The sequence below is a fragment of the Pantoea sp. SGAir0180 genome (genome assembly GCF_043546245.1).
Window position 1 is genome coordinate 2,550,636 of the sequence record NZ_CP028071.1, and the last position, 14,851, is coordinate 2,565,486.

The following is a 14,851-nucleotide window of genomic DNA, read 5'->3' on the forward strand; positions in this document are numbered from 1 at the left end:
ATTAAAATAAAAAAGGCAGGAATCGCTTCCTGCCTTTTGTTGAGGATACAGGGAATTAGCCTTTTACTTCATACAGCGGGGTTTCACCGGCGATGACCTGGCCCTGCGTCAGCAGCGTTAAACCGGCGAAGTCTTCAATATTGCTCACCACCACCGGACTGATCATTGAGCGGGCATGGGCGTTAAGATAGTCCAGATCCATCTCCAGCACCGGCTGGCCTGCTGTGACCTGTGCACCCTCTTCCACTAAACGGGTAAAGCCCTGACCGTCCAGCGCCACGGTATCCAGCCCCATGTGCACGACGATCTCTACCCCGTTTTCACTTTCCAGACAGAAAGCATGGTTCGTGTTGAAAATTTTCACCACCGTACCGGCTACAGGCGCAACGACGCGCTTGTCGCTCGGCTTAATCGCCACGCCATCACCCACGGCTTTACTGGCGAAAGCCTCATCCGGCACCGCATCCAGTGCGATAACCTCACCGCTCACCGGGGCCACCAGCGTTGCGATAACGCGTTTTTCACTGTTCAGGACGGCCTGGGGTTTGGCCTCGTTAGCGGGGGCTGGCGCACTGCCACTGCTGGCTGCGCCAGCAACCGGGCCTTTCACCAGCACTTTTTTCATGGCCGTGGCGATACTTTCCGCCTGGGTACCCACGATAATCTGGACACTTTGCTTGTTGAGGCGAATCACACCCGACGCACCCAGCCGTTTTGCCACACCTTCGTTAACCTGGCCCGCATCTTTCACGTTCAGACGTAAACGGGTAATACAGGCATCAATGGCGGTAAGGTTGTCTGAACCGCCCACCGCGCCGATGTAGCGGCGTGCCAGTGATTCCGTGGCGCTTTCACCATTATCAGTGGTATCAACGTTCACGTCATAACCGTCCGCTTCATCCCCCGCTACCGCCAGTTCACGACCTGGGGTCATCAGGTTGAATTTTTTGATGGTAAAGCGGAAGACCAGATAATAAATCACGAAGAACACCAGGCCCTGCGGAATCAGCATGTACCATTGCGTCGCCAGGGGATTACGGGTAGAGAGCACCATATCCACTAATCCCGCACTGAAGCCAAAGCCGGCAATCCAGTGCATGCTGGCAGCGATAAAGACCGAGATGCCGGTCAGTACAGCATGGATGACATACAGTACCGGTGCCACGAACATAAAGGAGAATTCCAGCGGTTCGGTGATACCGGTAAAGAATGCTGCGAAAGCGGCCGCCAGCATGATACCGCCCACTTTTGCCCGGTTTTCAGGGCGAGCGCAATGGTAAATTGCCAGCGCCGCGCCCGGCAAACCGAACATCATAATTGGGAAGAAACCCGCCTGATAGCGGCCAGTGATGCCCGGGATAGCAGTGCCATTTGCCAGTGACTGCGCACCGCCGAGGAATTTAGGGATATCGTTAATGCCTGCTACGTCGAACCAGAAAACGGAGTTCAGCGCATGATGTAAGCCAACCGGAATAAGCAAACGGTTAAAGAAGGCGTAAACACCCGCACCAACCGATCCCAGTTTTTGTATATGCTCACCGAAGCTCACCAGACCATTAAAGATGACAGGCCAAATGTACATCAGGATAAATGCCACCAGAATCATCAGGAAGGACACCAGAATAGGCACCAGCCGACGCCCGCTAAAGAATGAGAACGCTTTGGGCAGTTCTACATGGCTAAAACGGTTATAGACTTCTGCGGACAGCACGCCTACCAGAATACCGACAAACTGGTTGCTGATTTTTCCAAACGCCGCCGGCACGTCCGCCACCGGGATTTTCTGGATCATGGCTACAGCAGCCGGTGAACACAGCGTAGTGACGACCAGGAAGCCCACAAAGCCGGTCAGTGCAGCCGCACCGTCTTTATCTTTTGACATGCCGTATGCAACGCCAATGGCGAACAGCACCGACATATTTTCGATGATCGCGCCACCGGATTTAATTAACAACGCGGCAAAGGCATTGCCTGCACCCCAGCTGTCAGGATCGATCCAGTACCCTATTCCCATTAAAATTGCTGCTGCGGGCAGCGTAGCGACCGGCACCATCAGGGCCCGCCCCACACGTTGTAAGTAACTTAACATTGACCTTTTCCCCCATTGAAACTGACTTATTGCATGGCTGCCGCTTAATGTTGTTATGTCAGCAGCCCGCTTCTGACGGCATTACACTCAGTGCTGAGGAGTGTAATAACAAATTAATTCGCTCTACAAATTAATAGCAGCCATTTGTGACAAAAATCACCAAAAATTGATTTTTAACGTCGACATGACTAGCTATGAACGCCCACTTATTTTATGATGCGAAATATCGAGACGCGCGTTTCCTTCCCGTTCGCCTGTCCTCACCGGCAACATGGCTTTGCTGCGCGTCGAATCCTTCACTCACATTTGAGGTGCAACATGAGACTGATTCCTTTATCTACTCCCACTCAGGTCGGCAAATGGGCAGCGCGCCATATAGTGAACCGTATTAATGCGTTTAATCCCAGCGCTGACAAGCCCTTTATTCTGGGACTGCCTACGGGCGGTACGCCTTTGGAAGCGTACAAGCACCTGATCGATATGCACAAAGCGGGCCAGGTTAGCTTCAGACATGTCATTACCTTCAACATGGATGAATATGTCGGGCTGCCGAAAGAGCATCCGGAAAGCTACTACAGCTTTATGCATCGTAATTTCTTTGACCACGTTGATATTCAACCTGAAAACATCAATTTGCTGAATGGTAATGCGCCCGATATTGACGCAGAATGTCGCCGTTATGAAGATAAAATTCGGTCTCTGGGCAAAATCCACCTGTTCATGGGCGGCGTCGGTAATGATGGCCATATCGCCTTTAACGAACCCGCGTCGTCATTATCTTCACGCACTCGTATCAAAACGCTGACTCACGACACACGTGTGGCAAATTCACGCTTTTTTAACGGTGATGTTGATCAGGTGCCGAAATATGCCCTGACCGTTGGCGTGGGCACGCTGCTGGACGCTGAAGAAGTGATGATTCTGGTTACTGGTCACGTTAAAGCACAGGCGTTGCAGGCTGCCGTGGAAGGAAACGTGAACCACATGTGGACAATCAGTTGCCTGCAACTCCATCCTAAATCCGTGGTGGTCTGCGACGAGCCCGCGACCATGGAGTTGAAAGTTAAAACGGTGAAGTACTTCCGTGAAATGGAAGCGGAAAATATGCAGGGCGTTTAATACCGTTATTACGTCACCTGCTGTCAGATGCACGAGCGGCAGGTAAGCCGGGAGAAGAAGATGTACGCATTAGTCAATGGCCGAATCTACAGCGGCTACGAAATTCTGGATCACCATGCCGTGGTGATCGCTGACGGACGCATTGAACGGGTTTGCCCTGTTACTGCCTTGCCGTCAGGCATTGAACAGCAGGACGTAAGCGGCGCCATTATCGCGCCCGGCTTTATCGACCTGCAGCTTAACGGCTGTGGCGGCGTCCAGTTTAATGACGATATAGACGCCATCAGCGTGGAAACGCTGGAAACCATGCATCGCGCCAATGTGAAATCGGGCTGCACCAGCTTTTTGCCTACGCTGATTACCAGCAGTGACGCGCTGATGGTGCGCGCGGTGGAAACAATGCGCGCCTTTTTGCAGAAGTATCCTCACGTTATGCTGGGCTTACATCTGGAAGGCCCCTGGCTGAGTGTGGCGAAAAAGGGCACACATAACCCTGCCCTGATCCGTGAGCCCGATGCGCAGATGGTGCAATTCCTTTGCGACAACGCAGACGTGATCAGCAAAGTTACGCTGGCACCCGAAGTGGTGGGCAGCGCGGTGATTCGCCAACTGAGCGAAGCGGGTATCGTGGTCTCAGCCGGGCATTCCAGTGCCACTTATGAAGAGGCAAAAGCGGGGTTTGCGGCGGGCATTACGTTCGCCACGCATCTCTATAATGCGATGCCTGCCTTTGCCGGACGTGAGCCCGGCCTCATCGGTGCGCTGTTTGATGCGCCTGATGTATACTGCGGCATTATTGCAGATGGTTTACATGTCCATTACGCTAACGTCCGCAATGCTAAACGCATCAAAGGTGACAAACTGGTGTTGGTCACCGACGCGACAGCACCGGCGGGCGCTGCTATCGATAAGTTTATTTTTGCTGGTAAAACAATCTATTATCGTAACGGGCTGTGCGTGGATGAGCAGGGCACGCTAAGCGGTTCAGCACTGACAATGATTGAAGCCGTACAAAACTGCGTTGAGCATGCGGGCATTGCGTTGGATGAAGCCCTGCGCATGGCATCACTTTATCCCGCACAGGCAATGGGCGTTGAAAAACAGTCAGGTACGATTCAGGCAGGGAAACTCGCCAACCTGACGGTTTTTACACGCGACTTTAAAATTATTAAGACGTTAGTCAATGGAGATAACGTCCTGAGCGAGTAAGCACTGAATGACCACTGGCGGCCAGACTCAAATTGGAAATGTCGATCTTGTCAAACAACTGAATAGCGCGGCCGTCTACCGGTTAATCGACCAGCAAGGGCCGATTTCACGTATTCAGATTGCGGATTTAAGCCAACTTGCCCCCGCCAGTGTCACCAAAATTACACGTCAGCTTATTGAGCGCGGTTTGATTAAAGAAGTGGACCAGCAGGCGTCCACCGGCGGTCGCCGCGCCATTTCTATCGTGACGGAAACCCGCCACTTTCACACCATCGGTGTGCGTCTTGGCCGCAATGATGCCACGCTAACCCTGTTCGATTTAAGCGGTAAATCCCTGGCTCAGCAGGATTATCCCCTGCCCCAGCGCACGCAGGAAGCACTCGAACAGGCGTTGTTCGATGCCATTGCGCATTTTATCCAGCAGAGTGAAGCGAAAATTCGCGAGCTAATCGCGATTTCCGTGATTTTGCCCGGCCTCGTTGATCCGCTTAATGGCGTTATCCGCTACATGCCGCATATTCATGTGAATCAGTGGCCGCTGGTTGCTAATCTAAAGCACCGGTTTAACGTCACCAGTTTTGTGGGCCATGATATTCGCAGCCTGGCGCTGGCTGAGCACTATTTTGGCGCAACGCGCGATTGTGCCGACTCGATATTAGTGCGCCTGCATCGGGGAACCGGCGCAGGCATTATCGCCAACGGGCAGATTTTTTTGGGCAGTAATGGCAATGTCGGTGAAATCGGTCATATTCAGGTCGATCCCCTGGGGGAACGCTGCCACTGTGGCAACTTTGGCTGTCTTGAAACCATTGCGGCAAACAGCGCCATTGAACATCGTGTAAGCGAGCTACTGAATAAAGGCTACCCGAGCATCCTGACTCAGGCGGCGTGCCAGATGCAGCATATCTGCCAGGCCGCCAATCAGGGCGATGCGTTAGCCTGCGAAGTTGTCGAGCATGTGGGGCGTTATCTGGGTAAGGCGATTGCGATTGCGATCAACCTGTTTAACCCGCAAAAAATCGTGCTGGCAGGCGAGATCACCGAAGCAGAACGTGTCTTGCTACCCGCGATTGAAAGTTGCATTAATACGCAGACACTGGCGGCCTTTCGTAAAAATCTGCCTGTGGTGCGTTCACAACTCGATCATCGCTCGGCGATCGGCGCCTTTGCGCTGGCGAAACGAGCGATGTTAAACGGCATCCTGCTGCAACATCTTTTGGAAGACTAAGCGCAGCCTGTTTTCTGACAGCGCGCATCGGAACACATTTATGACGATTAAAAATGTAATTTGTGACATTGATGGCGTGCTGATGCACGACAATACCGCGGTGCCCGGTGCAAAAGAGTTTTTGCAGCGCATTCTGGCTAAAGATATGCCATTAGTGGTGCTGACCAACTACCCTTCCCAGACGGCGCGGGACTTAGCCAATCGATTCTCCTCCGCGGGCATCGACATACCGGATTCGGTGTTTTACACCTCAGCCATGGCGACCGCTGACTTTCTGCGTCGTCAGGAAGGCAAAAAAGCCTATGTCATTGGTGAGGGTGCGCTGGTGCACGAACTCTACAAAGCGGGCTTTACCATCACTGACGTTAACCCGGACTTTGTCATCGTGGGCGAAACCCGGTCGTTTAACTGGGACATGATGCATAAGGCGGCTTTCTTTGTGGCAAACGGGGCGCGTTTCATTGCCACCAACCCCGACACGCACGCCAGGGGATTCGTGCCCGCCTGCGGTGCCTTGTGTGCCGGTATTGAAAAGATCTCCGGTCGCAGGCCGTTTTATGTCGGCAAACCCAGCCCGTATATCATGCGTGCCGCGCTGAATAAAATGCAGGCGCACTCAGAGGACACGGTGATCGTGGGTGACAACCTTCGCACCGATATTCTGGCCGGTTTTCAGGCCGGACTGGAAACCATTCTTGTCCTGTCTGGGGTGTCAACCCTGAGCGATATTGACGCGATGCCTTTCCGTCCTGACTGGATTTTCCCTTCCGTGGCCGATATCGATCTCTTCTAAACGTTCAGCTTATGACGCACTGCCGCCTCAGGCAGTGCATTCCCCTTCCTTGCCCCTCTCTGCTGGCTTGAGATCGTTCAAAAAACACCCCAAAATCACTTTTCATTGCCGATTCATCAATAAAAAGACACTTTCATTAGATAAAATTCAATATCCAGGGTTATTCAACAACCTTTTTATCAGTGAAACACGATTCCTCTTGCATTGTGCACCTGAAATAACGCATTTTCTTATACATCACGCAGCGAACGGCTGCCGGACAAACGTAAAATTACATCGCCGCAGGTGAGTTCAGGAGTCAGATATGTGTTCTATTTTTGGTGTGCTGGATCTGAAAAGCGATCCCGTTGAGTTACGTAAAAAAGCATTGGAAAGCTCACGCTTAATGCGTCACCGTGGGCCGGACTGGTCAGGTGTGTATGCTGACGACCACGCGATCCTTGCTCACGAACGTCTCTCAATTGTCGACGTCAACAACGGTGCACAGCCACTGTATAACGCCGATCACACTCACGTTCTGGCCGTCAACGGTGAAATCTACAACCATCAGGCCCTGCGCGCAGAGTTAAGCGATCGTTATAGTTTCCAGACCGGTTCGGACTGCGAAGTCATTCTGGCGCTGTATCAGGAAAAAGGCGTCGATTTCCTGGACGAGTTGCAGGGCATGTTTGCCTTTATCCTTTACGACACCGTGAAGCAAACGTATCTGATTGGTCGCGACCATATCGGTATCATTCCGCTGTATATGGGCAACGATGAGCACGGCAACCTGTTTGTGGCGTCTGAAATGAAGGCACTGGTGCCGGTTTGCCGCACCATTAAAGAATTCCCACCGGGAAGCTACCTTTCCAGTACTGACGGTGAAATTCGTCGTTACTGGCAGCGTGACTGGATGGAATACAAAAACGTTGAAAACAACGTGACTGACGCGGCTGGCCTGAAACATGCGCTGGAAGAGTCGGTAAAAAGTCATCTGATGTCAGACGTTCCTTATGGCGTGCTGCTGTCTGGCGGTCTGGATTCTTCTATTATCTCAGCCGTGACCAAGCGTTTTGCCGCTAAGCGCGTTGAAGATCAGGACAAAAGCGATGCCTGGTGGCCACAGCTGCACTCTTTCGCCGTCGGTCTGGAAGGCTCACCGGATCTGAAAGCAGCCAAACTGGTTGCCGAGCACCTGGGTACGGTTCACCATGAAATCCACTTCACGGTGCAGGAAGGTCTGGATGCTATTCGTGACGTGATCTACCACATTGAGACCTACGATGTGACCACCATTCGTGCCTCCACGCCGATGTACCTGATGTCGCGTAAGATCAAAGCGATGGGCATTAAAATGGTGCTGTCAGGCGAAGGCGCAGATGAAGTCTTCGGTGGCTACCTCTATTTCCATAAAGCGCCTGATGCCAAAGAATTCCATGAAGAGAACGTGCGTAAGCTGCTGGCTCTGCACATGTTTGACTGTGCTCGCGCCAACAAAGCGATGTCCGCCTGGGGCGTAGAAGCGCGCGTGCCGTTCCTGGATAAGAAATTCCTGGATGTCGCCATGCGTATCAACCCACAGGACAAGATGTGCGGCAGCAACGGTAAAATGGAAAAACACATTCTGCGCGAATGTTTCTCTTCCTATCTGCCTGAAAGCGTTGCCTGGCGTCAGAAAGAGCAGTTCTCTGACGGCGTAGGTTACAGCTGGATTGACACGCTGAAAGAAGTGGCGGCTAAGCAGATTAGCGATCAGCAACTGGCGACGGCGCATTTCCGCTTCCCGTATAACACGCCGGGTTCGAAAGAAGCGTATCTCTATCGCGAAATTTTCGAAGAACTGTTCCCACTGCCAAGTGCTGCCGAGTGCGTGCCAGGTGGGCCGTCTGTTGCCTGTTCGTCGGCAAAAGCGATTGAGTGGGATGAAGCCTTCAAAAACATGGACGATCCTTCAGGACGTGCCGTGGGCGTGCACCAGTCCGCTTACAAATAAGTGCTATAATGAGTGAACAGATGGGCCAGTAATGGCCCATTTTTTGTGGAGTTGCCGTTGTATTCACTGAAAAATTGCCGAATAAAGCACCACCCTGGTTATAAGCCAGACAAACAGGCGTTTGAAGGCAAAAAACGGCAAAAAACTTGTTGACGCTGTGTAGTCAACTCCGCATAATGCGCCCCGCAACGCCGATGAAGGTTGCGCGAAAAAAGATGGCTACGTAGCTCAGCTGGTTAGAGCACAGCACTCATAATGCTGGGGTCACAGGTTCGATTCCCGTCGTAGCCACCATCTTTTTTTTGCGGGAGTGGCGAAATTGGTAGACGCACCAGATTTAGGTTCTGGCGCCGCAAGGTGTGCGAGTTCAAGTCTCGCCTCCCGCACCATTTCACGAGTCGGCAGCATGGATGGGGTATCGCCAAGCGGTAAGGCACCGGTTTTTGATACCGGCATTCCCTGGTTCGAATCCAGGTACCCCAGCCAATTTCGATGTATCTCGCGGCTGCGAGTGGACGAATGGGATATCGCCAAGCGGTAAGGCACCGGTTTTTGATACCGGCATTCCCTGGTTCGAATCCAGGTATCCCAGCCATCATCGAAAGGTAATACAATTTGGCTACGTAGCTCAGCTGGTTAGAGCACAGCACTCATAATGCTGGGGTCACAGGTTCGATTCCCGTCGTAGCCACCATTTTCTTGGGGTGTCGCCAAGCGGTAAGGCACTGGTTTCTGATACCAGCATTCCGGGGTTCGAATCCCTGCACCCCAGCCATTTTAGACAATTTGATTTGACACCATTGGGGTGTCGCCAAGCGGTAAGGCACTGGTTTCTGATACCAGCATTCCGGGGTTCGAATCCCTGCACCCCAGCCAAATTAAGCAAAAAAGCCCGCAGTAGCGGGCTTTTTTGTTTCTGGCTTCCGGCTCATGACCACGCGTCACATCCGTGCGACGCGTGGCTGAGGCTTACAAGCCTAACGCATAGCGCAAGACCTGACGTTTCAGCACGCCGGAATGCTCAGCGGCGATCAATCCCAGATTGCGTACCAGCTTTAACGGGCCGACGCGGTTGCTAAACGTAAAATAGAACAGATCCATCCCGCTCTGCATCAGCAGATTATCGTGGCGGCGCTGGCGCTGATAACGTAACAGCACCCGTTCCGACGACCAGGTTTCAGCATTGTCACGTGCAGCAATTACTACATCCATTAACGCATCGATGTCACGATATCCCAGATTCACGCCCTGCCCTGCCAGAGGATTAATGGTGTGCGCCGCATCACCGACCAGCGCCAGCCCCGGCAGGACATAACGCGCGGCATGACGACGCACCAGGGGAAAGCCACCGGCTGCATGCACATGAAAACGGCCCAGTCGGGCCGGAAAGTGATGGGCGATCTCTTTCTCCAGCTGCGCGACAGGCATGGCCTGTAACTGTCGGATACGGGCGGCGGCGTCATACCATACCAGCGAGGCATGATGACCGAACAGCGGCAGGAAAGCACGTGGACCGTCGGGCGTAAAGTGCTGCCAGGTCGCATCGCCAGCCGGATGCTCGCAGGTGACGCTGATCAGTAAGCAGGACTGTGCGTAACTCCAGCCATGAATCCCAATACCCGCCATCTGTCGCACCTGTGAACTTGCGCCGTCTGCCCCCACCACTAACTTTGCGGTTACGGTCGTGCCATTGCTTAATGACAGCGTCCAGCCCGCATTACAGGGCTGAAGATCCTCCATCGTCGCCGGGCACAGCAAGGTGATCCCTCGCTGCGTCATCTCTTCCCACAGCGCACGTTGCAGCACCGTGTTCTCCACCATATAACCCAGTTCAGGCAAACCCAGCGACTCCGCATCGAAACTGACCTGCGCCGTCTGCCACTCCCAGGTTTCCAGTTTGCGGTAAGGCGCACAGCGCATCGCCTCTACGCGTTGCCAGACGTTCAGTTGTTTCAGGAGCGCCACCGACGAGGAGCCGACAGCGGAAATGCGCACGTCCGGCAGGCTGTCGGGATCGAAAGGTGGCGGGGTTGCCCGCTCAATCACCGCCACCCGGAAGCGGTGCTGCGCTAAACCACAGGCCAGCGCCGCTCCGACCATGCCGCCGCCGACAATCACCACATCAAACTGGTTATCCTGCATCACTTGTATCCCTCTCTTAGGCCGCCACTTTTCAGCGCGGTGGTATTCCTGCAAAGTGTACCGGAAAAATGAGGCACGATCAGAAAAGCCCTCAGGCTGGTCACATCCGCAGCAAAGCATTACAATACGCGCCCAGCACTTCACTGCACTGATTTAATGGCTAGCTCGATGACAAAAAAACTGCATATCAAAACCTGGGGATGTCAGATGAATGAGTACGATTCATCTAAGATGTCTGACCTGCTGAACAGCACGCACGGCTATACCCTGACAGAGGAAGCCGAAGAGGCGGATATTCTGCTGCTCAACACCTGCTCAATCCGCGAGAAAGCGCAGGAGAAGGTTTTCCACCAGTTGGGGCGCTGGAAAAAACTCAAAGAGCGCAACCCGGATTTGATCATCGGTGTTGGCGGCTGCGTCGCGTCGCAGGAAGGGGATCATATTCGCCAGCGTGCGCCTTGCGTGGACATTGTCTTTGGTCCGCAAACCCTGCATCGCCTGCCTGAAATGATTAATACCGTGCGCGGCAGCAAAAGTCCGGTTGTGGACATCAGCTTCCCGGAAATCGAAAAATTCGACCGCCTGCCTGAACCGCGGGCCGAAGGCCCCACCGCGTTTGTCTCCATCATGGAAGGCTGCAACAAATATTGTACGTTCTGCGTGGTGCCTTATACGCGCGGTGAAGAAGTCAGCCGTCCGTCAGACGATATTCTGCTGGAGATCGCGCAGTTGGCTGCGCAGGGCGTACGCGAAGTGAACCTGTTAGGACAGAACGTGAACGCCTATCGCGGCGAAACCTTTGACGGCGACGTGTGCACCTTTGCTGAACTGCTGCGTCTGGTGGCGGCGATTGACGGCATTGACCGTATTCGCTTCACCACCAGCCATCCGATTGAGTTCACCGATGACATCATTGATGTCTATCGCGATACGCCAGAGCTGGTGAGCTTCCTCCACCTGCCTGTGCAGAGCGGCGCCGACCGGATTCTGACGCTGATGAAGCGTGCGCACACTGCGCTGGAGTACAAGGCTATCATTCGCAAACTGCGCGCTGCACGCCCTGACATTGAGATCAGTTCTGACTTTATCGTGGGTTTCCCGGGTGAAACACAGCAGGACTTTGAGCAAACGATGAAGCTGATTGGTGATATCAACTTTGATATGAGCTACAGCTTTATCTACTCAGCGCGTCCGGGCACACCTGCGGCAGACTTGCCTGACGACGTCAGCGACGAAGAGAAAAAACAGCGTCTGTATATTCTGCAGGATCGCATCAACCAGCAGGCCATGGCGATCAGCCGCCGTATGCTGGGCAGCGTGCAGCGGATTCTGGTAGAAGGCATTTCACGTAAAAACGTGATGGAGCTGACCGGCCGGACCGAAAACAACCGAGTGGTGAATTTCGAAGGTCCGGTAGAGATGATTGGTAAGTTTGTCGACGTCGAAATTGTCGATGTGTATACCAACTCCTTGCGCGGCAAGCTGGTGCGGACTGAAGAGGAAATGGGCTTACGTGTGGTTGAAAGCCCGGCCTCCGTTATCGCCCGTACCCGCAAAGAAAATGATATCGGCGTTGGCGTCTTCCAGCCCTGATCTTCCGTTATGTGCGGCAGTTCACCGTCGGCTGCCGCACATTCTGCTGTTTTGCACTTGGTTTCTGCCGGTGCCGCCCAAATATCACCTCGTAAGCTTGCGCCCCGGCGTGACCGCATAAATAATTTCGTTATGATGCATCCGCTTAACACATCTGATGCACCCGCAATCCCTTTCAACTGGCCCTGAGTGACCCAAAGGATTCGTTTGAATATTGAAACCCGTGAAATCGCCCTTGAACCGGCTGATAACCGCCGTCTGATGAGCCTGTGCGGTCCATTTGATGACAATGTAAAACAGCTGGAGCGTCGTCTTGGCATTGAGATAAACCGCCGGGACAATCAGTTTAAACTGGTTGGTCGGGTGCTGTGCGTGAATGCCGCGGTCGAGATCCTGAAAACACTTTATGTCGATACCGCGCCCGTGCGCGGCGAAATTCCGGATATCGAACCCGAGCAGATTCATCTGGCGATCAAAGAAAGCCGGGTGCTGGAACAAACGGCAGAAAGCGTGCCCGACTACGGTAAAGCGGTCAATATCAAGACCAAGCGTGGCGTCATCAAGCCTCGCACCCCAAATCAGGCACAGTATATTGCCAATATCCTCGACCACGACATCACCTTTGGCGTGGGCCCGGCGGGTACCGGTAAAACCTACCTGGCCGTCGCTGCCGCGGTCGATGCGCTCGAACGCCAGGAGATTCGTCGCATCCTGCTCACGCGCCCCGCCGTCGAGGCCGGTGAAAAACTGGGCTTCCTGCCGGGCGATTTGAGCCAGAAAGTGGACCCCTACCTGCGTCCGCTTTACGACGCCCTGTTTGAGATGCTGGGCTTTGAAAAAGTCGAGAAGCTGATGGAACGCAACGTTATCGAAGTCGCGCCGCTGGCCTATATGCGCGGCCGTACGCTGAATGACGCGTTTATCATTCTTGATGAAAGCCAGAACACCACTATCGAGCAGATGAAGATGTTTCTGACCCGTATCGGCTTTAACTCGAAAGCGGTCATCACCGGCGACGTCACGCAGATCGACCTGCCCCGCCACACAAAATCGGGTTTACGTCACGCGATTGAGGTCCTGTCTGAGGTGGAAGAAATCAGCTTTAACTTCTTTCACAGTGAAGACGTTGTGCGTCATCCGGTCGTGGCACGCATCGTGACCGCTTATGAAGCCTGGGAAGAAGCCGATCAGAAACGTCGCGATCAGCAGGCTGAAGAGCGTAAGCGTGAAGCCCTTGCCGCCCAACATAGCGTTCAGGAGAAACCATGAGCGACGTGATTCTCGACCTGCAACTGGCCTGTGAACAAACAGAAAATCTCCCCACGGAAAGCCAGTTTCAGCGCTGGCTGGAAGCTGCGGTGACGCCGTTTCAGCCGGAAAGCGAAGTGACTATTCGTCTGGTGGATGAACAGGAAAGCCATGAGCTTAACCTGACCTACCGTGGTAAAGATAAACCCACCAATGTGTTGTCATTTCCTTTTGAAGCGCCACCCGGTATTGAATTGCCCCTGCTGGGCGATTTGATCATCTGTCGTCAGGTCGTGGAACAGGAAGCGCAGGAACAAGGGAAAAGCGTTGAAGCCCACTGGGCGCACATGGTGGTTCACGGTACGCTGCATCTGTTGGGTTATGATCACATTGAAGACAGCGAAGCCGAAGAGATGGAAGGTCTGGAGACCAAGATAATGCTTGCTCTTGGTTATCCTGATCCGTACATTTCGGAGAAAGAAAACGCCTGAGTTGTGGACTCAGGCCATCCTGCTGCCGGTAACCCGACCGGCAGCATCACTTACTGACCAGAGAGATCTTTAAAAACCGCCATGAGCGACGACCATTCTCAAAACAGCGATGCACCCAGTAGTAAAAAGGGATTTTTTTCCCTACTGCTCAACCAACTGTTTCACGGTGAACCCAAAAACCGTGACGAGCTCCTGAGCCTTATCCGTGATTCCAATCAAAAGGACCTGATTGATCAGGATACCCGCGACATGCTGGAAGGCGTGCTGGATATTGCAGAACAGCGCGTACGCGACATCATGATTCCGCGCTCTCAGATGATCACCCTGAAACGCAACCAGAACCTCGAAGAGTGCCTGGATGTGATCATTGACTCCGCACACTCCCGCTTTCCGGTGATCAGCGAAGACAAGGACCATGTTGAAGGCATCCTGATGGCGAAAGATCTGCTGCCGTTTATGAGCAGCGAATCAGAAGCCTTCAGCGTCGAAAAAGTGCTGCGTCCTGCGGTGGTTGTGCCTGAGAGCAAGCGCGTTGACCGTATGCTGAAAGAGTTTCGTTCCCAGCGCTATCATATGGCGATTGTGATCGATGAGTTTGGTGGCGTGTCCGGACTGGTCACGATTGAAGATATTCTCGAACTGATTGTTGGCGAAATTGAAGACGAATATGACGATGAGGAAGATCGGGATATCCGCCAGCTCAACCGCCAGACCTACACGGTGCGTGCGTTAACCCCCATTGAGGATTTCAATGAGGTGTTCGGCACCCAGTTCAGCGATGACGAAGTGGATACCATTGGTGGACTGGTAATGCAGGGCTTTGGTCATCTGCCGGCGCGCGGTGAAAGCATCGACATTGATGGTTACCAGTTCAAAGTTGCCATGGCCGACAGCCGCCGTATCATTCAGGTCCACGTAAAAATCCCGGAAAATTCGGCGCTACCTCAACTGGATGACGAATAACGCT

11 protein-coding genes and 7 tRNA genes are annotated in these 14,851 nt (G+C 53.4%); 16 read left to right on the top strand and 2 right to left on the bottom strand.

All coding sequences use genetic code 11. The annotated features are described in order from the left end of the window. Positions 1–55: 55 nt before the first annotated feature. Positions 56–2,089, bottom strand: a complete 2,034-nt coding sequence (gene nagE / locus C1N58_RS11925; protein ID WP_058701104.1) for an N-acetylglucosamine-specific PTS transporter subunit IIBC — start codon at positions 2,087–2,089, stop codon at positions 56–58. A gap of 318 nt (positions 2,090–2,407) precedes the next feature. On the opposite strand from nagE, the gene nagB reads away from it, so the two are divergent. From nagB to C1N58_RS11985, 12 genes are all read left to right on the top strand, one after another. After that, on the top strand, positions 2,408–3,208 hold the full coding sequence (nagB, locus tag C1N58_RS11930; RefSeq protein ID WP_039337946.1) for a glucosamine-6-phosphate deaminase: 801 nt from the start codon (positions 2,408–2,410) through the stop codon (positions 3,206–3,208). A gap of 60 nt (positions 3,209–3,268) precedes the next feature. Then, positions 3,269–4,417, top strand: a complete 1,149-nt coding sequence (gene nagA / locus C1N58_RS11935; RefSeq protein WP_033739310.1) for an N-acetylglucosamine-6-phosphate deacetylase — start codon at positions 3,269–3,271, stop codon at positions 4,415–4,417. A gap of 7 nt (positions 4,418–4,424) precedes the next feature. Then, complete coding sequence (locus C1N58_RS11940; RefSeq protein WP_033739308.1) at positions 4,425–5,645, top strand: DNA-binding transcriptional regulator NagC; 1,221 nt, start codon at positions 4,425–4,427, stop codon at positions 5,643–5,645. A 40-nt stretch (positions 5,646–5,685) separates the two neighbouring features. Further along, positions 5,686–6,438: an HAD-IIA family hydrolase gene (locus C1N58_RS11945; RefSeq protein ID WP_033739305.1), complete on the top strand. Its 753-nt coding sequence runs from the start codon at positions 5,686–5,688 to the stop codon at positions 6,436–6,438. Positions 6,439–6,742: 304 nt separating this feature from the next. Next, positions 6,743–8,410 (top strand): asparagine synthase B, encoded by a 1,668-nt coding sequence (gene asnB / locus C1N58_RS11950; RefSeq protein WP_006118422.1) that lies wholly within the window; start codon positions 6,743–6,745, stop codon positions 8,408–8,410. A 217-nt stretch (positions 8,411–8,627) separates the two neighbouring features. Further along, positions 8,628–8,704, top strand: a tRNA-Met gene (locus C1N58_RS11955). 10 nt (positions 8,705–8,714) lie between these two features. Next, positions 8,715–8,799, top strand: a tRNA-Leu gene (locus tag C1N58_RS11960). 22 nt (positions 8,800–8,821) lie between these two features. Continuing rightward, a tRNA-Gln gene (locus C1N58_RS11965) sits at positions 8,822–8,896 on the top strand. 34 nt (positions 8,897–8,930) lie between these two features. After that, a tRNA-Gln gene (locus C1N58_RS11970) sits at positions 8,931–9,005 on the top strand. A 22-nt stretch (positions 9,006–9,027) separates the two neighbouring features. Then, positions 9,028–9,104: transfer RNA gene (locus tag C1N58_RS11975), tRNA-Met, on the top strand. Positions 9,105–9,110: 6 nt separating this feature from the next. Beyond that, positions 9,111–9,185: transfer RNA gene (locus C1N58_RS11980), tRNA-Gln, on the top strand. Between the two features lie 26 nt (positions 9,186–9,211). Then, positions 9,212–9,286: transfer RNA gene (locus C1N58_RS11985), tRNA-Gln, on the top strand. Between the two features lie 93 nt (positions 9,287–9,379). Here the strand turns inward: C1N58_RS11985 and ubiF are convergent. Continuing rightward, the gene (ubiF, locus tag C1N58_RS11990; RefSeq protein WP_033739303.1) at positions 9,380–10,552 is read right to left on the bottom strand and encodes a 3-demethoxyubiquinol 3-hydroxylase; all 1,173 of its coding nucleotides are present in this window, start codon (positions 10,550–10,552) and stop codon (positions 9,380–9,382) included. Between the two features lie 168 nt (positions 10,553–10,720). On the opposite strand from ubiF, the gene miaB reads away from it, so the two are divergent. The 4 genes from miaB (at position 10,721) to corC (ending at position 14,847) form a co-directional block, all read left to right on the top strand. Continuing rightward, positions 10,721–12,145 (top strand): tRNA (N6-isopentenyl adenosine(37)-C2)-methylthiotransferase MiaB, encoded by a 1,425-nt coding sequence (gene miaB / locus C1N58_RS11995; protein WP_033739300.1) that lies wholly within the window; start codon positions 10,721–10,723, stop codon positions 12,143–12,145. A gap of 207 nt (positions 12,146–12,352) precedes the next feature. Beyond that, positions 12,353–13,414 (top strand): PhoH family protein, encoded by a 1,062-nt coding sequence (locus C1N58_RS12000; RefSeq protein WP_033739297.1) that lies wholly within the window; start codon positions 12,353–12,355, stop codon positions 13,412–13,414. Further along, positions 13,411–13,884, top strand: a complete 474-nt coding sequence (gene ybeY, locus C1N58_RS12005) for an rRNA maturation RNase YbeY (RefSeq protein ID WP_394564206.1) — start codon at positions 13,411–13,413, stop codon at positions 13,882–13,884. Before C1N58_RS12000 ends, ybeY begins: the two co-directional genes overlap by 4 nt. Positions 13,885–13,965: 81 nt before the next feature. Further along, positions 13,966–14,847, top strand: a complete 882-nt coding sequence (gene corC / locus C1N58_RS12010) for a CNNM family magnesium/cobalt transport protein CorC (RefSeq protein WP_033739293.1) — start codon at positions 13,966–13,968, stop codon at positions 14,845–14,847. The last annotated feature ends 4 nt before the right edge of the window (positions 14,848–14,851 follow it).